This is a genomic window from Streptomyces sp. NPDC002793, assembly GCF_040295485.1.
GTDB lineage: Bacteria > Actinomycetota > Actinomycetes > Streptomycetales > Streptomycetaceae > Streptomyces.
Window position 1 is genome coordinate 178227 of record NZ_JBEOVL010000012.1, and the last position, 20534, is coordinate 198760.

Sequence of the window (20534 nt, forward strand, 5' to 3'; positions counted from 1 at the left end):
AAAACACTGTGGGTGGTCTCCTCGGAGGGAGACCACCCACAGTGGTGTCGGTGCGCCGTCAGGGACTCGAACCCCGGACCCGCTGATTAAGAGTCAGCTGCTCTAACCAACTGAGCTAACGGCGCCTGCTGACTCGAAAATAATACCTGGTGCTCAGGGGTGCTGATGCACACGTGACCGCCGGGCGGCCGGCATCCACGCGTGGCGTGGGCCACACCCCCGGGGCGCGCGTCGCAGCTCAGAGGGCCAGCGACAGGAGGACCGGTGCGGCGCGCCGGTTCAGCGTGGCCGCCGCGGCACGCAGCCGGTGGGCGTGCTCGATCGGCAGGGACAGTGCCAGGCATCCGGCCGACGAGCCCGCCGTCAGTGGAACGGCGGCGCACACCGTGCCCACGGCGTACTCCTGCAGGTCGAGCACCGGCACCGTCGCCGGCTGGCTGTCCAGCTTGGAGAACAGCACCTTCTCGTTCGTGATCGTCCGCGAGGTGAGCCGGGCGATCCGGTGCCGGGCCAGATGGTCCCGCCGGCCGTTCTGGTCCAGCTGGGTCAGCAGGCACTTGCCGATCGCGCTGGCGTGCGCCGCGGAGCGGAAGTCCACCCATTCGTTGACGGCGGGCGTGCGGGGCCCGTCGGCCACCTGCGTCACCCGGATCTCCCCGTCGACGTACCGGCTGACGTAGACCGCCGCACCGACCGAATCCCGCAGCTGTACCAGCGACTGCTGGAGCTTCGACTCCACCGCCCGCCTGCGCGCGGCGCCCGAGCCGAGCTCCAGGAGCGAGGCGCCGACGACGTACGCGCCGTCGGTGGCCTGCTCGACGTATCCCTCGCGGCGCAGCATCAGCAGGAGGGGAGCGAGGTGTCCGGTCGGCAGCCCCGTCTCGCGGGAGATCTGGGTGTCGGTCACCCCGCTGCCGTGGGTGGAAACGGATTCGAGCACCCGCAGGGCGTACTGCACCGAATGGAACGGCGCCCTCGGCTCGGGCTTCAACGCCACGGTTCCCCCTTCAGGGCCTCTGCCAGGTCGTGACCGCAAGCTCTCACCCACGATAGTCGCCAAGTGGCTTGTTCGGAGGGCCTGTCGAGGGGGGACGGCGGTGCGCCCCGGCTCCGCGAGCTGGGGCGCACGCTCTCCATATGCCAAGGTCATGGGCGTAATGCCTAAGACGAGGTCACAGCACCGCGTTGAGGAACTCGCGGGTGCGTGCGTGTTCGGGGTCGGTGAATATCTTTTCCGGAGAGCCGGACTCCACAACCCGTCCCGCGTCGAACATCAGGACCTTTTTGGACACGTCCCGGGCGAAGTTCATCTCGTGGGTCACACAGAGCATCGTGATGTCGGTGTTTTGCGCGATGTCGCTGAGGAGTTCCAGCACGCCCGCCACCAGTTCCGGGTCCAGCGCCGACGTCACCTCGTCGAGCAGCAGGATCTCCGGCTGCATCGCCAGCGCTCGGGCGATGGCGACGCGCTGCTGCTGACCGCCGGAGAGCTGGGAGGGGTGGGCGTCGACCTTTCCGGAGAGGCCGACCAGGTCGAGCAGCTCCCGGGCCCGGGCCTCCGCCTCGTCGCGGTCCGTCCCCAGGACGTTGACCGGCGCCTCGGTGATGTTCTGGAGGACCTTCATGTTCGGGAAGAGATTGAACTGCTGGAAGACCATCCCGATCTTCCTGCGGGACGCGCGCAGCTCCTTCTCGCCCGCCGGCTTCAGCGAGCCGTCCGGCTTCCGCACGTGGGAGAGGGGCGAGCCGTCCACCCAGATCACCCCGTCGCTGACCTTCTCCAGCGTCATCAGCAGCCGCAGGATGGTGGTCTTCCCCGAGCCGCTCGGTCCGATCAGGGTGACGTGCTCGCCGCGCCGGACGGTGAAGTCCAGCTCGTCCAGGACCACATGATCGCCGTACCGCTTGACGACCTTGTCGAAGCGGACCAGCGGCTCCACTCCGGCGGTCCTGGTCATGGGTACGGGGTCCGCGGGCTCCTTCAAGGGGGCAGAGTCAGTGGCCAAGGCGCTTCTCCAGCTTTCTCATCAGCAGCGAGGTGGGGTAGCTCGCGACCAGGAAGACCAGGCCGGCGAGCGTGAATGCCTCGGTGTACGCGAAGTGGTCCGCTCCGTACTTCCGGGCCTCGAAGACCATTTCCTGCACGGTGATCACGGCGAGGAACGGGGTCTCCTTGAACATCGAGATGGCGTAGTTGCCGAGGGCCGGCAGCACGTTGCGGACCGCCTGCGGCAGGATCACCGCCTGCCAGGTCCGCCGGGGAGACATCGAGAGGGCCCGGCAGGCCTCCCACTGGCCCTTCGGTACGCCGTCGATCCCGGCGCGGTACACCTCGGAGGTGTAGGTGGCGTAGTGGATGCCGAGCACCACGATGCCGATGGTCAGCGGCTCCACCGAGGTGAAGACCGCCGCCGCGCCGACCAGCTGGACCAGCAGAGGGGTCGAGCGGATGAACTCCATGACGGCCTTCACGGGCACCGTGACGAAGCGGGACGGTGCCCGCCCGGCCACGGCGATCGCCAGGCCGAGCACAGCGGCCACGAGCGTGCCCAGCACGGTCGCCAGCAGCGTGACCCGGAATCCTTCGAGCAGCAGGGGAAGGGCTTCCCCGACGGCATCCCAGTCGAACGTGTTCACCGGGCACCTCCGGCCGTCGGGGCGGGCGCCGCGCTGCGTGTCTTCAGCAGGCTTCCCCCGCCGGTGTGCAGGCCGAGCCGCCGCTTGGCGGTTCGCTCCAGCAGGTTCATCAGCAGGGTCAGGGCGTAGGCGAGGACGAAGTAGACGGCCAGCAGCGTCAGATAGGCGGTGAGGCTCTCACCCGTGCGGTCGCGGATCGTCTGGATCACGGTCATCAGATCGGCCGCGGACAGCAGCCACAACAGCGGCGTGCACTTCAGGAGCTGGATCAGCAGGTTGGTGAAGGACGGGATCATCTGGACCCAGGCCTGCGGGAGGATCACCTTCCGCATCCGGTGGAAGGGCGTCATGTTCAGCGCCACCGCCGCCTCGTACTGGGCGCGCGGCACGGAGTTGATCGCGCCACGCACGACCTCGGAGCCGTACGCCCCGTAGTTCAGGCCGAAGGCGACGACGCCGCAGAGGATCGGCGTCAGCTCGTAGCCCGTCAGCTGCGGCATCGCGTAGTACAGCCAGAACAGCTGGATGTAGAGCGAGGTGCCGCGGAAGAACTCCACGACGGTACGGGACACCCCGCGCACCAGGAGCAGTCGGCTGCCCGCCGCCAGACCGAGGGCGAACGACAGGAGCAGGGCGAGCAGGGCGCCCAGGACGGTGGCCTGGACCGTCACCCACAGACCTGCTCTGACCTGCGGGAACTCATCGAGGAGTGTGGAGAAGAAGTCACTCATACGGTGTGCTCCCCGCCCTCATCGGCCCTTGCACAGTTCGGCGGTCTTCAGCGTGGCCGGCGGCAGCTCCGTGGCGCCGAAGCCGAACTCCTGGAGCAGGCTCACATAGCGCGACCTGTCCGAGACGATCTTCTTGAGCTCGCGGTTGAAGGAGTCCCGCAGGTCCTCGTTGCCCTGGCGGAACACCGCGCCGCCCGGGGAGTACTGCTTCACGCCGTCCAGCTCCGGGACGAACGCCTCGGTGACCTCGGTGTCGGGGTTGGTCCTGGCCAGCCAGCGCAGCGAGATGCCGGTGAGCAGGAACGCGTCGATCCGGCCGCCCTTGACGGCGTCCGCGCCGTCCTGCGGCTTCTGCAGGGTCTTGATCTTCGACTCGGCGATGCCCGCGCCCTCGGCGTACGAGCCCTCGACCGCACCGGACATCACACCGATGGTGACTCCGGCCGCCTTCGCGGACGCGAGGTCCGTGAGCTTCTTCGGGTTGCCCTTCCTCACCATCAGGGCGGTGGGGGAGATGAACTCCGGTTCCGAGAAAAGTGCGTTGGCGCAGCGCTCCGGAGTGATGGCCATGCCCGCGCTGACCACGTCGTACTTGCCCGCCTGCAGGCCGGGGATCAGGCCGTCCCACTCCGAGAGGGTCGGCTTCAGCTCGTCGACGCCGAGCGCCTTGAATATCTCCCGGTGCAGGGTGGGCGCCTCGCCCTTGAGCTCCTTGCCCTCCATGTAGCCGTACGGGGCCTCGTTGGCGTACGCGACCCGGACGAAGCCCTGCTTGCGGAGCTTGTCCAGGGCGCCCTCACCGTCGGCCGCGCCGGCGTCGGTCTTGCTGCACGCGGAGAGCAGACCGGGGACGACGAGCAGACCTCCCACGGCCGCCGTTCGATTGAGGAAGCCCCGACGGGACAGGTGAGGGAAGTCAGCCATGGTTCGCGATCTCCTGGAAAAATCGGGGTGTCGAACAGTCCGGACAGGGTGAGCACCTGCCCGATCCAGGAGGCCTATGCAGCACGCGCCGCCCATGTAACCGAACGGTGGCCGGAGGGTGACCTTCCCGTGTCCCGTTCTCGGCGCAGGGCGACGGCGGGTGCGCGGGGCGTGTTCCCCGGTGTGCTTACGTTCATGACTGCCCGTTATGCGGTGGTGTCCGGAGACGGTACGTAACCGCGGTGCACGTCCACCACGTTGGGCAACGGCTCTCCGGCGGCCCACCGCTCGTACATCGAGACGAACTGCTCACCCAGCCGGTCCCGCCAGCCGGCCGTGTCCCCGCTCATGTGCGGGGAGACCAGCAGGCCGGGTACGTCCCACAGCGGGCTGGAGGGACTCAGCGGCTCCTCCTGGAACACGTCGAGCGCCGCGCCGGCGATCCAGCGCCTGCGCAGCGCTTCGGCCAGATCCTCCTCGACGGCCAGCGGCCCGCGCCCCACGTTGACGAAGCGGGCGGAGGGCTGGAGCAGTCCGAAGAAGCGGGCGTCGAACATCCCGCGCGTCCCGTCCGTCAGCGGGGCAGCGGCGATCACCCAGTCCGCGCCCGCCGCCAGCCGCCCCAGGTCCTCGACGCCATGGATCGTGCGCCGCGCCGTACGGCCGACGAGCGCCACCTGCACGCCGAGGCCGTGCAGCAGCCGCATGATCTCCCGGCCGACGGGGCCCGCCCCGACGACCACCGCGCGGCTGCCGGCGAGCCCCCGGGTCTCCCGGTGGCGCCACCTGCGCTGCCGCTGGAGTTCCAGCGTGCGGGGGAGGTCCTTCGCGAAGGCGAGCACCAGCCCCGCGACGTACTCGGCGATCGGCAGTTCGAAGACGCCCCGGGCATTGGTGACGACCGTGGGGGAGGCGGCCAGCGCCGGGCAGAGCAGCCGGTCCACCCCGGCGCTCGCCGTGTGCACCCAGCGGGGGCGTGGCCCGTCAGCCGGCCAGGCCTCCCGGACGGCGTCGGAGGCGAAGTCCCAGACGAGCAGCACGTCCGCTTCGGGCAGCTGCCCGGCCAGCGTCCGCTCGTCGGCGTACCGGACGACGGCCCGGCCGGTCAGCCGGCCCAGGCGCGGTGACGGGTCGGTGTCCAGGACGAGGATCACGGGAGCGGCCATCGGACGACCACGCTCGCACCGGTGGGTACGTCCGTCAACAGGGCCTCCGTCGTCCGGAAGGAACCGCTGGTCACCCATGCTGCGGGCGACGGCACGGGGCAATGAGGGGAATACTTGTCCCAGGCAGGGGCAGCGGAGGATCAGGCCGGCCGGCAGGACATCCCGACGCACGGGAAGGACGGACATGACGACCGTAGGACTTCTTTATCCGGGCCACGCCGCGGAGGACGACTTCCCGCGGATGGAGGTCATGCTCGACAGCGACATCAGAGTGCCGCTCTTCCACACCGACATCGACGAGGACGTCCGCAGGGCCGAGAACCTGCGAGCCGCGGGCGCGCCGGACCGTCTGCACGCCGGTGTCGAGGAACTGCGCATGGCCGGCGCCGAATCCCTGGTCTGGGCCTGCTCAGGCGGCAGCTTCGCCTACGGCTGGGACGGGGCGCACACCCAGGCCGCGGAGCTTGCCAGGGCCGCCGGGCTCCCCGCGTCCAGCACCTCCATCGCCTTCGTCCACGCGCTGCGCGAGCTGGGTGCCTCCCGGGTCGCGGTCGCCGCGACCTACTCCGAGGACATCGCCGCGCTCTTCGCGGGCTTCCTGACGTCCGGCGGCGTCGAGGTGGCCGCGACCCGGGGCAGCGGCATCATCACCGCGACGGAGGCGGCAGCGGCGGACGCGGAACTCGTGAAGGAACTGGCCGTGGCCGGCGACCACCCCGACGCCGAGGTGGTGCTGCTCCCCGACAACGCCCTGCACACCGTCGCGTACGTCCCCGAGCTGGAGGAACTCCTCGGGAAGCCGGTCCTCACCGCCAACCAGGTGGCGGTCTGGGAAGGTCTCCGGCTCGCCGACCGCCGGATCTGGGCCCCCACCCTCGGCACCCTGTTCGCCACCCGCGAGCCCCCGCTGGGCGCCACCGAGCCCCGGGGCATCGAGGTGCGGGAGTAAGGGCCGTCCGTGGCAGCGGCACGGGAATAAGCGGAGTCATCCTCCTGTTTGCACCCTCCGGTACCCAGACGCACCATCGGAGAGGCCGAAACACGTGGACGAGAACCGAGGCGACCAAATTCGCGGCACAGCGGGAGGGACGGCCTCCGTGCCCCTCTCCGTGCTCGACCTGGTGACCGTGGGCCAGGGCCGCACGGCGACCCAGGCCCTGCGCACCAGCGTGGACATCGCCAAGCTGGCCGAGAGCCGTGGCTTCCACCGCTTCTGGGTCGCCGAACACCACTCGATGCCCGGCGTGGCCTCCTCGTCCCCCGCCGTGATCCTCGCGAACCTGGCCGCGCACACCGAGCGCATCCGGCTCGGCTCCGGCGGTGTGATGCTGCCCAACCACGCCCCCCTGGTGATCGCCGAGCAGTTCGGCACCCTGGAGGCGATGGCCCCCGGCCGCATCGACCTCGGCCTCGGCCGCGCACCCGGCACGGACGGCGCCACCGCGGCCGCCCTGCGCCGCACCGACCGTCTGAACGAAGGCGCGGACGACTTCCCGCAGCAGCTGGCCGAACTGACCCGCTTCCTGGACGACGACTTCCCCGACGGGCACCCCTACGCCCGCATCCACGCCGTCCCCGGCCCCGTGCAGGCCACGTCACCCGGCGGCGTCCAGTCCGCCGCCCGCCCGCCGATCTGGCTGCTGGGCTCCTCCGGCTTCAGCGCCCGGCTCGCCGGCGTCCTCGGCCTGCCCTTCGCCTTCGCCCACCACTTCTCGGCCCGCAACACCGTGCCGGCCCTGGACCTGTACCGGGAGTCCTTCAAGCCCTCCGCGGTGCTCGACGCCCCCTACGCCCTCATCGGGGTCGCGGCGCTGGCCGCCGACGACGAGCGCGAGGCCCGGCGCCAGGTGCTCACCGGTGCCCTCTCCATGGTCCGGCTGCGCACCGGCCGCCCGGGCCTGACGCCGAGCCCCGAGGAGGCGGAGGCGTACGACTTCAGCCCCATGGAGCGCGAGTTCGTCGACGGCTGGCTGAAGGACATCGTCCACGGCACGGCGGACGAGGTCCGGGGCGGCCTGGACGACCTGGCCAAGCGCACCGGTGCGGACGAGCTGATGATCACGGCCAACGCACACGGCGGCGAGGCCCGGCTGCGTTCGTACGAGCTCATCGCCGACGCCTACGGGCTGCCCCGGGTCTGACGCCCGGTGCCGTGGTCCTCAGCCCTCCGGGGGCCTGCCGCCGATCAGTTCGGTGATCAGCTCCGGGGCCACCGCACGTGAGTACAGCCACCCCTGCCCGGTGTCACAGCCGATCCGGCGCAGCCGCTCCGCCTGGCCCGAGGTCTCCACGCACTCCGCGGTGACCGTCAGGCCCAGGCGGTGCGCCAGTTGCACCATGGCCTCGACGATCGTCTCGTCGGCCGGGCTGGGGTGCGCGCCGTCCTCGTAACGGAACCCGCGCACGAAGGAGCCGTCCAGCTTCAGCACGGACACGGGCAGCCGGCTCAGATAGGCGAGGTTGGAGTAGCCCGTACCGAAGTCGTCGATCGCGATGCGGACGCCCATGGCGTTGAGCGCCTGGAGCACCCGCAGCGGTCGGCCCGACGATCCCATGACCGCCGATTCGGTCAACTCCAGTTGCAACAGGCCGGGTTCCAGGCCGGTCTCGGCGAGGATCTCCGCCACGTCGGCGACCAGATCGGAGTCCCGGACCTGCCGTACGGCCACGTTGACGCTGATGAACAGCGCGGGCTCGTCCGGGTGTTCCCGCTGCCACCGGCGGGCCTGGCGACAGGCCGTGCGCAGCACCCACCGGCCGAGCTGGACGATCGTGCCGTCCTCCTCGGCGATCGGGACGAACCGGCTCGGCGCCAGCAGCCCGAACCGCGGGTGGTTCCACCGGACCAGGGCTTCCACACCCCGTACGACCTCGTCCGCCATGCCGACCAGCGGCTGGTACTCCAGCGTGAACTCGCCGCGTTCGACGGCCGGTCCGAGCGTGGAGGAGAGCGACTGCCGGGTCATCCGATGGGCGTTGCGCTCGGCGTCGAAGAGGGTCCAGCGGGCCCGGCCGTCGGCCTTCGCCCAGTACAGCGTGGTGTCCGCGGCCTGCATCAGAGCCGTGGCCGACGTGCCCGCCGCGGCCCGCTCCACGACCCCGATCGACGCGGTGACCGCCAGTCGGTGCCCGGACACCTCGAACGGCCGCTGGAGGGCCGCGAGGACCGAACGGGCGAGGTCGGTGAGTTGCCGCGTGCCCGAGGAGTCCTCCACCAGGATGGCGAACTCGTCACCGCCGAGGCGCGCCACCAGCGGGCTGCCGGTCCGCTGCCCGTCGCCCTCGGCGCAGCGGGTCAGCCGCTCGGCGAAGGCGGCGAGGAGCTGGTCGCCGGTGCGGTGTCCCAGGGTGTCGTTGACCGCCTTGAAGCCGTCGATGTCCAGGTAGCAGAGGCCGATCCGGCCGTGCCCCGACGATGACGACGCGCTCGGGACCCGTGTCCCCAGGGCGGACGCGAGCCGCTCGAAGAACAGTGCGCGGTTGGGCAGCCGGGTCACCGGGTCGTGCATCCGCAGATGACGCAGCCGCTCCCGCAGCTCGCGCCCGTCGCTGACGTCGACGACGGACAGCAGCACCCGGCCCCCGCCCTCGGCCACCTCGTCCATCCGCACGACGGTGACCTCGACCCACAGGGGCCGGCCGTCGGCGTGCTCGATCCGCCGGGTGCACCGGAAGCGTGGGCGGGTGCCGCGCAGTACCTCGCCGTACGCCCGCAGGGCGGGGCCGTCCGACGTGAGCCCCACGAGGCCGGCGGCGGGCTGACCGGTGAGGGAGCCGGGGTCGGCGCCCAGCAGCCCGCCCAGTGCGTCGTTCGGTCTGACGATCCGGCCGAGGTGGTCGACGACGGCCATCGGGAGGGCGGCCGCCGCGAACGCGGCGCGGTAGTCACGCAGCTCGGAGAGGACCGGCTTCTGATGATCACACCGCGTGACGCCAGAGGGGTCGGCGCCGGGAGCCGTGTCCGTCGGCGAGATCGGCCCTTCGGAGGTTCCGCTCACTGCTCGCTCCCGCTGTCGCAGATCGTCATGAACAGGTGTGGCCGGGCAGGGGCGTGGAGTGGAGTGCCGTGCCAGAGGCGGGAACCACGCGGGAAAGCGAGGTGAAGCATAGAGGGTGGCGCGCGGGCCGTTCCAGCGCGTCCGCGGTTTCGGACATCCGGCACGCGCATGGCGGACCTCCGCCCTGTGCGTGCTCCACGTGTCTCCCGTAAGGGGCGCGCTCATGCAATGTGGTCGTAGATGATCACTTTTGCGGCGATGTGGTTGATTCAAGTTGCAGGGTGAGTGATTGTGACTGTCCGTGAGTGGAGTGATTCGACTCCGAATGATCACCCCGGCCTCCGCTGACCCGTGTGGGGCAGCACAACAGGGCGTACGACCCCGGATCGGCACAGGGTGAGGGGGAAGTCCCGCATTCGCCACCCGGAGGTAGATGTGCCGCGTCAGCACGGACCCGGGGGACTGGAGAAGCCGAGTCTGCGCAGTGCGGCGGCCGCTCTCACTTCCCTCCTGGCGCTCGCCGCCACCGGACTCGTCGCCGGGCCCGCCGTGGCGGTCACGCGGGACGCCGGGCCGTGCGCCCTGCCCCGGACGGCGGCGCACCACTCACTCGGCCTCGACACGTGGAACGAGGCCTACCCGCGACCCGAGCGCCACCTGGACGCGGTCATGGTCTTCCTCTCGTTCCCCGACTCCGAACCCGCCGTGGCTCCCCAGGTGCTCGCCGCCGACTACTTCCCCTCCACCACCCGCTTCTTCCGGCGTGCCTCGTACGGGAAGTTCACCCTGCGCGCCCACCCCCAGCGGCAGTGGACCCCCATGCCGCGCCCCTCCACCGCATACGGCATACAGCGCGACTGGGCCCCTGAGCGGCGCGGCGCCTACCTGCGGGACGCGATCGAGGCCGCCGACGAACGGACCGACTTCTCCGCGTACGACATCGTCTACCTCGTCGCCGACCCGGACGCCCCCGGTGTGGACTCCGACGCCACGAAGGTCGTCAACTTCGACCGGCCGGTGCGCGCCGACGGCACGGACATCCGGCGCGTGGTCACCCTCTTCGAGGAGCACCCGCCGGACCGCAACGTCCTCGCGCACGAGACCGGACACGTCTTCGACCTGGCGGACCTCTACCACCGGCCGGAGGACGGGAAGGGCGACTGGGACACCCACGTCGGCGACTGGGACGTCATGGGCAGCCAGTTCGGACTGTCCCCGGACCTCTTCGGCTGGCACAAGTGGAAGCTCGGCTGGCTGGAGGGCGAGGAGATCGTGTGTGTGCAGGGCGCCGCCGACCTCACCCTGGAGCCCATGGCGGAGGTGCCGGTGCGAGGCGCCTCCCTCGGCACCAGACTCGCCGTCGTCAGGACCGGCACGGACAGCGCGCTGGCCATCGAGGCACGCGGCGCCACGGGCAACGACCGGACGACGTGCACCGAAGGGGTGCTCATCTACCGCATCCGCAACGCGACGCCGTCCGGCGGCGGCCCCGTGGAGGTGCTGGACACCCACCCCGACTCCGAGGCCTGCTGGGACCGGTCGGTCTACCCGCCGCTCGCGGACGCCCCCCTCCGGGAGGGCGAGCGCTTCACCGTGCCGGGGGAACGCATCCGTATCGACGTCGCCGACCGGACCCGGTCCGGAGCCTGGACCGTACGGGTCACCACCGGCGTCTGACCCGCACCGCGCGCACGAAGAAGCCCCCCGCTTCCGCGAGGGGCTTCTTCCGTCTGTGCGCCGTCAGGGACTCGAACCCCGGACCCGCTGATTAAGAGTCAGCTGCTCTAACCAACTGAGCTAACGGCGCCTGGTGACGTCGTAGACATTAGCACCCGGATCGGCAGGAGGAAAAATCGAATTCCCGGTGGTCGAGGGTGCCGCCGACCTGCCCACGCGCACACAGGCCCACAGCAGTACGTCCGGGCCCGGCAGCCAGGGGTTGCGGGTGTCCGGGGCGACCACCCAGCGCGGCCCGCCCGCGCCCGCGCCGCCGGTCAGGGGCGGGACGGTGACCGCGTCACCCGTGCCGTGACAGAGCACGGGCGGCAGGTCGCCCTGATGCCTCCGGGCTCCGTCGGCACCTGCCGTGCCCCACTCCTCCCACGCCAGCAGCGACGGCAGCCGCTGGGCCGTGCCCGGGGAGGCGAACAGCAGCATCCGGCCCCGGTGTGTGGCGACCGGGCCCGAGCCCGGCCCCTCCGCCCAGAGCCGCTCCAGCATGCGGCGGCCGAACAACGCCGGCACGTTCACGATGTCGAACGTGGAGCCGCACGGCAGGACACCCGGAGCGGACGGGTGGGCCTCCCACTGCGAGAGCGTGCCGCGGGGGTGGGACGAAGCGCCTGCCAGCCACGCGGCACCGGACGCCGTGACCACCGCGGCCCCATCGTCGGCCCTGTGGCCGACACGGTCCCGCAGCAAGGCGAAGATGTCGACACCGAGGTGGGGGGTGGCAGCGGTCCGCAGAGTCGTTTCGTCGTTCAGCCAAGCGCTCATGGCGTCATGTCTACCGGCCGTGACACTCCTGTCTCTCAGAGTTGCCGAAAGCCGGACAGAGTGCGGCGAGGCACGGTATCTTGCCCGACGGCATATGCCAGGGGTGTACTCGTGGTGACGTACGGTCGTGCGGCTTTCAGGCTTCCCCGGGGCGTTCGGGCCGTTCCGGGCTCGTGGGCCTTCCGGCCCGGCGGTCAGGGTGCGGGGGTGTCCAGCAGGGACCGGCCGAACTCGATCATCTTCTTGGCGTAGTCCTCGGTCCACTCCGCGCGCTCGGCTATGTCCGCGGGCGTGAGCCGGTCGAACCGGCGCGGATCGGCGAGCTGGGCGGCGGCCACGGCCTGGAACTCCACGGCCCGGTCGGTCGCCGCCCGGAAGGCGAGCGTCAGCTCCGTCGCGCGGGCCAGCAGCTCGCTCGGGTCCTCCATCGACTCCAGGTCGAAGAAGTGCTCCGGATCGGCCGCCGCCTCCGACGGCTCGAAGAGCAGCGGCGCCGGACGCAGCCTCTGCCGCTCGTTCCGCTCGGGTTGTGCCATGTGGTGTTCCTTCCTCGTACGGCCGGACGGCCACCTTCCATTGTCCAGCCCGGCGCAAGAGCGCTACCCGCCCCGCGCACCAGGAGCGCTGCCCAGGATCAGGGCGTCCAATGCACACGGTGCTCGGCGAGATGGGCCAGCACCGCGTGGTTCGCCTCCCAGCCGTCGGGGAACTTCACCGTCACGCCCAGCTGCACCGGCTCCGTCGACGGGTGCTCGTCCAGCAGGTCCGCCACCCCGGCACGGCACACCACGACGCACGCGTGCCGGTGCCGCGAGGCCAGCACGCACAGCCGGCCCGTCTCCAGGTGGAACGCCGTGGCGTCCGGGCGGCCCGACAGCGGGTGCAGGACCACGGTCACGTCGAACTCACGGCCCTGGAGCCGGTTGGCCGTGTCCACCGCCACGCCCGTCACCCCCAGCTCCGCGAGCGCCGCCCGCACCGCCGCCGCCTGGTCGCGGTGGGCCGTGCCGACCGCGACCCGCTCCGCCGTCACCGGGACGGGCTCGGGGCCGCGCTCGCTCGTCGCGGCGCCGCCCCGGTCCAGCAGCCTGCGGACCACCAGGGCCACCGCCCGGACCGCCTCGGGGTCCGTGCGCGGGGTGTGCCGGGCCGGGAGCTCCAGCAGCCCCCAGCCGGACTCCGCCGCCTCGTCCAGCACCCGGTCGGGGCCCGACCCGTCCGAGGGCACCCCGAACGACAGCCGCCGGTCGCCGTGGTCCGTACCGCTGCGGAACGGCGTGTACGGGTAGAACGCCGCCGAGACCAGCGGCGCCGCCGAAGCGGGCAGCCGCCAGGACACCGGCAGCCGGTGCTGCGGCAGCTCCGGATTGTGCGCGAGCAGGGTCGACACGGCGCTCGCCGACGGGTCGTACGAGAGGCCCGCCCACTGGTCGGCGCCCACGATCGAGAACGGGTCCAGCTGCCCCGGATCCCCGACGAACAGCGCCCGCTCGAACAGCCCGGCCACGGCCAGCAGGGCGTCCGAGCGCATCTGGTAGGCCTCGTCGACGATCGCGTGGCCCCACGGCTCGACGCTCTTCACGTGCGCCCACTTCGCGGCCGTGGAGATGACGATGTCCAGACCCGCCAGATCCGCCGCCTTCGCCGACGTGCGTACGTTGTCCAGGCCGTCCAGGACCTTGTCGTACGGATCGGAGTCGTTGCTGTGCAGCCGGCCCACCGGGAGCTCGGGGGCCTTCTCGGCCAGCCGCACCACCAGGTCGTCCACCTGGGCGTTGGTCTGCGCGACCACCATCAGCGGGCGGCCCGCGGCGGCGAGTTCCAGCGCGGCGCGCACCACCAGGGTCGACTTGCCCGCTCCCGGCGGGGAGTCCACCACGATGCCGCGCGCCGTACCGCGCAGGGTGTCGTCGAGGATCGCGTCGGTCGCCCGCGCCGCCGCGGCACCCGGGTCGAGAACGGCTGTCACAGGAGGTCCTCCGCGGTCACGGGATCGGGCTGCTCGGCAGGTACGCCACCGGCGGCGCCCGGCGGACCGCCGTGGGTCCACGGGGTGTCCTCCGGGTCGGGGAGCTTCGGGCCGCCCCGCTGGTCGTGCTCGAACAGGGTCCAGGCGATGCGGTCGCCGGGCTCGGGCACCGAACCCGGCGCCGGTTCCTTGCCGCGACCCATCCGGTCCGTGATCCGCAGGACGAGTCCGACCGCGCCGGTGTCCGTGTCCGGGGGCCCCGAGGCGTACGCCACGAACTCCGCCGTCTGCGGCTTCCCGTCCAGCGAGCGGTACACCTTGGTCCGCTCACCGAGATGCGGGCGCTCGTCCGTCCGCACCGTGACCAGCGGACGCGGCGACGGCCGCTTCGACTCGCTGTACGCCATCTCGACGTCCGTCACCTCTCCGATGAACGCCTCGCCCGCCAGCCTGCGCCCCGCCAGCACCAGCGGATCGTCGAGCGCCTCCTGGGCGTCCAGCTGCGCCTGGGCCGTCTCCCGCGAGGCCAGCTTCCGCGCCGCCGTCACCGCGTCGTCCCGGCGTGGCTGCGGGGGCTCACCCGCCCGCACCCGGTCCCGGTGCGCGGTGAACGACCAGCGGTCCTTGGTCCACCGGTCCTCGGCCCGCGCCCCTTCGGGAAGCTCCGCCAGCAGGTCGAGCCCCCGCCACACCGCGTCCCAGGTGGGCAGCAGCACACCGGCCAGCAGCGACCGGATCTCCCGCTCGGCGCCGCTCAGCTCGCCGAGCCGGGCATCGGCGTCGAGGCCGTCCTCCGCGGCGGCCAGCGCCGTGCGCGCCCTGTCGTACCGCTCGATCGCGGGCGCCAGCAGCCTGTTGTCGAACGCCGGGTCCGTCGCCGGGCCGGCCGGCGGACAGACCAGCTGACCGGCACGGTCCCGCTCGCCCTCCGCGCGAAGGGCCGCCTCGGCACCTGACTCGCCGTACGGCGGGTCGACCCAGGCGAGCAGCGCGCCGAGATGCTGGTCCTCCAGGCTGCTCTGCCCCGTCGCCCAGTGGCGGTTCAGCAGGTCCGTCGCGGCGAGCAGCAGCGAGGAGCCCGGCACCCTGGCCCGCTCCCCGTAGTGCGTCAGCCAGCGGCCGAGCAACGGCACACGGGCGGGCGCCGGATACGGGGTGTCCGGGTCGTCCTCGGCGGTACGCCGGAACCGCATGGACCGCCCGAGCAGCCGTACGAAGTCGATGCCGGCCCGGCTGGGCACGATCAGCTGCGCCGCGTCCGTGCACAGCTCGACCTCGACCTTGACCTTCTTGCCGGTCGCGGGATCGGTCTCGTTGCGCTCGGCGGGCTCGACGGCATCGGCGTACGACTCGATGTGCGGCAGCACCGCCTCGGCCAGCTCGGCGAGGAACGCGAACCGGAGATCACGGTCGCGCGGCTGGGCCACCGTCAGCAGCCGGGGTGCCGCACGGTCCGTGCCGACGAGGGCGCCGAGCGGGGCGCCGGCCTCACCGGCGGTCGTCAGCGGCACCAGCACGAGCGGCCGGCCGGTCAGATGGCGGTGTCGCACGGTGGCCAGCGGCTGGGCCCGGCCGCTGTCGACCGCCTCCAGCCGGGCGAGGGTGCCGATCAGTGACATGGGACGCCGCCCTCCGCACCGGCGAGGGCTTCCGCCCGCAGGGCGGCGGCCCTGCGCAGGGCCGCCACCGTCGGGTCGGCCGGGTCGCCCTCCTTGCCGGCGGCAGCGGCGAGCACTCCGGTGACCGTCGTCAGGCCGCCGAGCTCGCCCCGGACACTCCGGCCCAGCGATTCCACGGCACCCTCCGCGCGGGCCTTCGTCCGGCAGTGGAAGGCCAGCTCGCACGCGGCCAGGCACTCGGGGGCGTACGCGGCGGGGACCGCCTCGACGGCGGTGCCGAGCTCGTCGGGGGAGCGGCCCGGGTCGAAGGTGGTGCCCTCGGGCAGGGCCGCCGCGATGTCCTCGACGCGGGTCAGCCTGGTCAGCTGGCGGGCGGTGACCGCGCGCTGTTTCCGTACGTCGACGACGGAGGCGGTCGGCAGGTTGGAGAAGTCCTTCGGGCAGACCAGCAGGACCCGGTGGCCGACCTCGGCGCCCTCCGTCTTCGCCGCGATCCGCTCCAGTGCCAGGACGTAGACGGCGGACTGGCGGGCCGCGGCACCGACCTTCGCGGCGTCCGCGGAACCGTCGATCATGGGGAAGGACTTGATCTCGACGACCGTCCAGGTGCCGTCGGGGTGCACCACCACGGCGTCCGGCTCCAGATAGGCGGGGGAGCCCGCGACCTCCAGCGCCAGCATCGGGTGGTCGAGCAGCGCCCAGCCGCCCGCCGCCGTGGCCTCACGCAGCGCCAGCGCCGTCCGTGCGGCCCGGCCCTCGGGGCCGGCCGCCGTCAGATCCGGCACCGTAACCTCGGCCGGTGCCTCGGCGCCGCCGCCGAGCCGCTCGACGAGGAGGCGCAGCAGCTCCGTGCCTCCGTCGGCCTTGACCTTCGCCTCGAAGGCGTTGCCCCGGACGAACGCGAACTGGGACTGGCCGAACGCGGCGGGGGAGCCGAGGGCCGTGGCCAGCACGGCTTTGTCGACCCCCGCGCCGTCGAGCAGGGCGCGCCGCTTGCACCCCGGGTTCGCTGCGAGCGCGGCCAGTGCGCGCGCGTCGAGCGGATGCGGCGCGACGGAGGGGCCGCGCAGCTCAGCGAGTCGCTGCCGGAGCGTCGGTGTCGGCCGAGGCGCGGGCGCTCGCGTCGAAGGAATCTGCGGAGGCGGTCCGCCGGCCGGGTATTCGCTCACCCGCGGAAGTCTTGCATCCGTCACTGACAATCGTGGATTCCGCGGCGGCGCGGGAGGTGGGCAGCTGTGCGAACACGGCCCTGGACCGGTCCTTGACGCGGTCCGAGAGCCGCATGAACGGCCTGGTCAGCAGTGCGCCGACCGCCATCACGGCGGCCCCGGCCACGGCGTCGAGGAAATAGTGGTTCGCGGTGCCCATCACGACGAACACGGTGATCAGCGGGTACGCGACGCCCGCCGCCCGGACGAGCGGGTGGCGGCCGTGGCGCCACAGCAGGACGCCGCACCACACCGCCCAGCCGACGTGCAGGCTCGGCATCGCGGCGTACTGGTTGGTCATCCCGCTGAGCCCGCGCGGGGCGCTCGCGCCGGTGCCCCACCAGCCGTACGCGCTGTACTGCGCCATCGTGTCGACGAAACCGTGGTGGGCGTCGAGCAGCCGCGGCGGGCAGGTCGGCATCAGCGTGAAGCCGACCAGGCCGAGGAGGGTGGAGGTCATCAGCCAGGTGCGGGCCGCCCTGTAGGAGGCGCTGCGGCGCCGGAAGATCCAGATCAGGACCGCCGGGGTGACCAGGTAGTGCAGGGAGGCGTAGGCGAAGTCGGCGGGTACGCCGAGCGTGGGGTGGGCGGTCAGGAGCCGGTTGAGCGGGTGCTCGGCGTTGAGGTGCAGCGCCTTCTCCAGGCGGAGGATCGCGAGACCGTTCTCCACGGCCGCCGGGACGTTCTCGTGGACCAGCAGCCGGCCCATCGAGTACAGCCCGTACACCACCGCGATCAGCGGGAGCTCCGTCCACCAGCGGGGCCGTATACCGGAGGACGGTGGCGCGGCGGTGGCGTGCGGCATCCGGTGGCTCTCCCCTGTTCATGCGGTCGACGGCGGGCGTTCAACCGTACGGCGGTCGTATGCCCTGATTTCCCCTGGGGGCCACCCGTGCGGACGTCCCTGGTCATGCGTGGGCCACGCGCTGGGAGGGACGCGGACGCCGCCCCGCAGGTTGCCCGCGAGGAAGGTGCGAGATGATGGGGCGGGGCCTTCGCGTGCACCGGTCTCCCAGCCGGCCGTCCGTGCCCGCCGCCCCTCAGCCGTCCCGGACACCGCCGTCTCGGACCCACCAGATCCTAGGGTCCCCGGATCTTCGGATCTCCGTATTTTCAGGGAGAGCCGTCATGGCACCGCGAATCCTGCTCGCCCGGCACGGCCAGACACAGTGGTCGGTCCAGGGCAATCACACCGGCAGGACCGACATCCCCCTCCTCGACACCGGCCGCGAAGGCGCCAAGCTCCTCGGTGAGCGGCTGCACCGGGAGCCCTGGGGCGGTCTGCCCGGCGTCGAGGTGCGGACCAGCCCGCTCGTCCGTGCCGCCGAGACGTGCGCGATCGCCGGGTTCGGCGACCGTGCCGAGCCGTGGGACGCGCTGATGGAGTGGGACTACGGCGACTACGAGGGCCTGACCCCGGCGCAGATCAAGGCGGACCGGCCGGACTGGCTCATCTGGCGGGACGGGGTCCCCCGGGGCGAGACCCTCGCCGAGCTCACGGCCCGGGCGGACGAGGTCGTCGCGTGGGCGCGCTCCGCCGACCGCGACGTGCTGGTCTTCGCCCACGGTCACATCCTGCGGGCGCTGGGGGCGCGGTGGCTGGGCGAGGACGTGTCGTTCGCCGCGCGGATCCGGCTGGAGCCGACGTCGCTGTCGGTGCTGGGCTGGGCGTACGGCCTCCCGGCGCTGGAACGCTGGAACGACACGGGCCACCTGGACCGCTGACCAGGGCCCCACTCCTCGGCCCGGGCCGAGGAGTGCCCGCCCCTCAGGCTTCCGGGGGCAGCTCCTCGTAGCGGGCCAGGAGGGCCGACACCTCCGGGCCGCCCCGTGGCCGGAGCACCCGTACGGCGTTCGCCAGCATCCCGCGGATCCGGGAGGACCGGACCCGGTCCAGGAGGTCCAGCACCTGGTGGCCGGCGGCGGCGGCCTCGTCGGCCGTGCCCGCCCGCGCCAGGTCACCCGCGAGCTGCGCGCGGTACAGCGCGAGGTTCCGGGTGAAGTGCGGGTCCTGCAGCCGCGTCGCCCGCAGGGCGTGCCGCGCCGCCCGCGGCCAGTCACCCAGCACCGACCAGCACTGCGCCTCCAGCAGCTCCAGCTCGGCCTCCCGGAAGAAGGTCATCCACTCGGGGTCCGCGTCGCCCGGCCCCCGGTCGAACGCCGTCTGCGCCCGCCCGATCGCCTGCTCGCACCCCGTGCGGTCCCCGAGCCACGCCCTGGCGCCCGCCTCCCGCAGCGCCAGCAGCGCCAGCAGCCGTGGTGAGCCGAGCGGCCGGGCCGCCCGCTGCCCGGCCTCCGCGGCTCGGACCGCCTCACGGGCCCGCCCCATGTCGCGGGCCAGGAAGGACGCGTTGCAGAACGCGTGCGCCTCCAGCGCCGCGTCCCCGGCCAGCCGTGCCGTCGCCAGCGCCTCGGCGTAATGGGAGCGCGCGTCGTCGAAGCGCCCGGAGTCGTGGGCCAGCCAGCCCACGGAGATCGCCAGCTCGCCGGCGCCCGAGTGCAGCCGGTCCGAGGTGCTGCCCCGCGTCGTGGTGCCGGAGTCGAGCAGGGCGTACGCGGCCCGCAGCGGCTGGGAGGCCCGCCGGTAGAGGCCGTCCGCGCCGTGCCGGTCGTCCAGCAGCCGGATCTGGCGCACCGCCTCCTCCACGGCGCTCACCTCGGCTTCGCCGACCCGGCGCTGTGCGGGAACGGCGAGGGGGCCCGCGGCGGCGTGATGCCCGCCGAGGGTCAGGGACGCGGCCGCCACCGTGGTGGTACCGCTGGTCATGAACACGCGACGCAGCACGTCGCTCTCCTCGTGGATGTCGCTGTGGAGCGTGGGGGGTGTGTTGGTGGGCGGGGGTACGGGCGTCGTGCGGGCCCCCCGGCCGCGCACGCTCTCGCGGGCCGAGAAGCCCAGGTCCGCGAGGGCGGCCCCGGGGAACATGTGAAGGAACACCCGTTCGTACGCGTAGTTGGGACAGCGGATCTCGCCGGACTCCACGCGCCCGATGTACCGGGCGTCGCACGCGACCTGTTCACCGATCTCGCGGGCGGCCCTGCGGACCGCTGCGGCGAACTCCCCGGCGGAGCGCTGTCCGCGCAGCCGCCGGAAGGCGAGGTTGGGAACTGCCCGTGTCGACACCATGGCGGGGCCCTCTCTGGTGCAGCCGGGCGCCTGCTTCCGGTGTCCCGGCGGAGCAAGAACGTACCGTCTGTGACGGGGCGTACACACAGCGTTTACCTATAAACAGGACATCTCGGCCGCGATCCGCCATGAACTGCCACCCTTTGCGGCGGCGTGCCGCCGTAGCCGTTGACGCCGTCGGCGCGTTGGTCCATGCGGAGACGGGGCGTGGCCCCGCCTCGTCGAGACGAAGAGGAGGGGTTCCCTTGCCTCACCACATGGGCCCGGAAACCACACCGTGCGATCTGGTCACCGTCCCGGCGCGTCAGGGTCTGGAGGCCGTCGACATCCTGCGCAGGCGAGCGGCGGACGAGCCCGTCGGCCCGGTCCTGCACGACGGGGCCTGCGCCGTCCTCGGCTTTCTCGTGCCGCCCGGCACGGCGGACGCGTGGGACGTGCCCGGCAGCGCCTGTACGCGGACGGACGGCCGGGGCCTGCGCCTCCCCGCCGAGCCGCCCGTCACCGGAGGCGGCTGGCTCCTGCCGCCCGCCGCGGAGGCTCCGGTCACCGATCCGGCCGTGCTGCGGGCGGCCCTCGACCAGGCGGCCCGGCTCATCGAGGCGGCCGACAACTGCCGCTGAGGCCATAATGGCCAGGTGGGCGGATCATCCGCCGTCGCC

The 20534-nt window shown here is 72.4% G+C and carries 19 protein-coding genes and 2 tRNA genes; 5 read left to right on the top strand and 16 right to left on the bottom strand.

All coding sequences use genetic code 11. The features are described from left to right. Positions 1 to 51: 51 nt before the first annotated feature. From ABT001_RS14715 to ABT001_RS14745, 7 genes are all read right to left on the bottom strand, one after another. Positions 52 to 125 (bottom strand) — tRNA-Lys (locus tag ABT001_RS14715). Positions 126 to 238: 113 nt separating this feature from the next. After that, positions 239 to 997: an IclR family transcriptional regulator gene (locus ABT001_RS14720; protein WP_351276679.1), complete on the bottom strand. Its 759-nt coding sequence runs from the start codon at positions 995 to 997 to the stop codon at positions 239 to 241. 175 nt (positions 998 to 1172) lie between these two features. Further along, entirely contained in the window at positions 1173 to 2006 is an 834-nt protein-coding gene (gene ehuA / locus ABT001_RS14725; RefSeq protein ID WP_502967472.1) for an ectoine/hydroxyectoine ABC transporter ATP-binding protein EhuA, read from the bottom strand. Then, positions 1996 to 2637 (bottom strand): ectoine/hydroxyectoine ABC transporter permease subunit EhuD, encoded by a 642-nt coding sequence (gene ehuD / locus ABT001_RS14730; protein WP_351276681.1) that lies wholly within the window; start codon positions 2635 to 2637, stop codon positions 1996 to 1998. The genes ehuA and ehuD overlap by 11 nt, the downstream gene beginning before the upstream one ends. Beyond that, positions 2634 to 3368, bottom strand: a complete 735-nt coding sequence (gene ehuC / locus ABT001_RS14735) for an ectoine/hydroxyectoine ABC transporter permease subunit EhuC (protein WP_351276683.1) — start codon at positions 3366 to 3368, stop codon at positions 2634 to 2636. The genes ehuD and ehuC overlap by 4 nt, the downstream gene beginning before the upstream one ends. Positions 3369 to 3386: 18 nt before the next feature. Beyond that, on the bottom strand, positions 3387 to 4292 hold the full coding sequence (ehuB, locus tag ABT001_RS14740) for an ectoine/hydroxyectoine ABC transporter substrate-binding protein EhuB (protein ID WP_351276685.1): 906 nt from the start codon (positions 4290 to 4292) through the stop codon (positions 3387 to 3389). 206 nt (positions 4293 to 4498) lie between these two features. After that, complete coding sequence (locus tag ABT001_RS14745; protein WP_351276687.1) at positions 4499 to 5458, bottom strand: D-2-hydroxyacid dehydrogenase; 960 nt, start codon at positions 5456 to 5458, stop codon at positions 4499 to 4501. 184 nt (positions 5459 to 5642) lie between these two features. On the opposite strand from ABT001_RS14745, the gene ABT001_RS14750 reads away from it, so the two are divergent. After that, on the top strand, positions 5643 to 6407 hold the full coding sequence (locus ABT001_RS14750; RefSeq protein ID WP_351276689.1) for a maleate cis-trans isomerase family protein: 765 nt from the start codon (positions 5643 to 5645) through the stop codon (positions 6405 to 6407). A gap of 94 nt (positions 6408 to 6501) precedes the next feature. Continuing rightward, complete coding sequence (locus ABT001_RS14755; protein WP_351276691.1) at positions 6502 to 7599, top strand: LLM class flavin-dependent oxidoreductase; 1098 nt, start codon at positions 6502 to 6504, stop codon at positions 7597 to 7599. Between the two features lie 18 nt (positions 7600 to 7617). On the opposite strand, the gene ABT001_RS14760 is transcribed toward ABT001_RS14755, so the two are convergent. Beyond that, the gene (locus ABT001_RS14760; RefSeq protein ID WP_351276693.1) at positions 7618 to 9456 is read right to left on the bottom strand and encodes a putative bifunctional diguanylate cyclase/phosphodiesterase; all 1839 of its coding nucleotides are present in this window, start codon (positions 9454 to 9456) and stop codon (positions 7618 to 7620) included. A 435-nt stretch (positions 9457 to 9891) separates the two neighbouring features. On the opposite strand from ABT001_RS14760, the gene ABT001_RS14765 reads away from it, so the two are divergent. Beyond that, positions 9892 to 11133 (top strand): M6 family metalloprotease domain-containing protein, encoded by a 1242-nt coding sequence (locus ABT001_RS14765; RefSeq protein WP_351276695.1) that lies wholly within the window; start codon positions 9892 to 9894, stop codon positions 11131 to 11133. Positions 11134 to 11189: 56 nt separating this feature from the next. Here ABT001_RS14765 and ABT001_RS14770 read toward each other — a convergent pair. The 7 genes from ABT001_RS14770 to ABT001_RS14800 all read right to left on the bottom strand — a co-directional run bounded on the left by ABT001_RS14770 (position 11190) and on the right by ABT001_RS14800 (position 17553). Next, a tRNA-Lys gene (locus ABT001_RS14770) sits at positions 11190 to 11263 on the bottom strand. Beyond that, on the bottom strand, positions 11254 to 11952 hold the full coding sequence (locus tag ABT001_RS14775) for a bifunctional DNA primase/polymerase (RefSeq protein ID WP_351276697.1): 699 nt from the start codon (positions 11950 to 11952) through the stop codon (positions 11254 to 11256). Before ABT001_RS14775 ends, ABT001_RS14770 begins: the two co-directional genes overlap by 10 nt. Before the next feature lie 194 nt (positions 11953 to 12146). Continuing rightward, positions 12147 to 12488: a DUF8844 domain-containing protein gene (locus ABT001_RS14780; protein ID WP_351276700.1), complete on the bottom strand. Its 342-nt coding sequence runs from the start codon at positions 12486 to 12488 to the stop codon at positions 12147 to 12149. Between the two features lie 98 nt (positions 12489 to 12586). Continuing rightward, positions 12587 to 13921 carry an AAA domain-containing protein gene (locus tag ABT001_RS14785; RefSeq protein ID WP_351276703.1) on the bottom strand — a complete coding sequence of 445 codons (1335 nt, stop codon included), beginning with the start codon at positions 13919 to 13921 and terminating at the stop codon, positions 12587 to 12589. Continuing rightward, positions 13918 to 15540: a hypothetical protein gene (locus ABT001_RS14790; protein ID WP_351276706.1), complete on the bottom strand. Its 1623-nt coding sequence runs from the start codon at positions 15538 to 15540 to the stop codon at positions 13918 to 13920. Before ABT001_RS14790 ends, ABT001_RS14785 begins: the two co-directional genes overlap by 4 nt. Next, positions 15531 to 16709 (bottom strand): hypothetical protein, encoded by a 1179-nt coding sequence (locus ABT001_RS14795; RefSeq protein ID WP_351276709.1) that lies wholly within the window; start codon positions 16707 to 16709, stop codon positions 15531 to 15533. The genes ABT001_RS14790 and ABT001_RS14795 overlap by 10 nt, the downstream gene beginning before the upstream one ends. Beyond that, the gene (locus ABT001_RS14800; RefSeq protein WP_351276712.1) at positions 16612 to 17553 is read right to left on the bottom strand and encodes a phosphatase PAP2 family protein; all 942 of its coding nucleotides are present in this window, start codon (positions 17551 to 17553) and stop codon (positions 16612 to 16614) included. The genes ABT001_RS14795 and ABT001_RS14800 overlap by 98 nt, the downstream gene beginning before the upstream one ends. Before the next feature lie 323 nt (positions 17554 to 17876). Between ABT001_RS14800 and ABT001_RS14805 the strand changes: the two genes are divergently transcribed. Beyond that, positions 17877 to 18473, top strand: a complete 597-nt coding sequence (locus ABT001_RS14805; RefSeq protein WP_351276715.1) for a histidine phosphatase family protein — start codon at positions 17877 to 17879, stop codon at positions 18471 to 18473. A 43-nt stretch (positions 18474 to 18516) separates the two neighbouring features. Here ABT001_RS14805 and ABT001_RS14810 read toward each other — a convergent pair whose 3' ends face one another. Further along, positions 18517 to 19875, bottom strand: coding sequence for an NsdA family TPR-like regulatory protein (locus ABT001_RS14810; RefSeq protein ID WP_351276718.1), 1359 nt, complete (start codon positions 19873 to 19875; stop codon positions 18517 to 18519). Positions 19876 to 20132: 257 nt separating this feature from the next. Here ABT001_RS14810 and ABT001_RS14815 point away from each other — a divergent pair, with 257 nt between their 5' ends. Then, positions 20133 to 20495 (top strand): hypothetical protein, encoded by a 363-nt coding sequence (locus ABT001_RS14815; protein WP_351276721.1) that lies wholly within the window; start codon positions 20133 to 20135, stop codon positions 20493 to 20495. Positions 20496 to 20534: the final 39 nt, after the last annotated feature.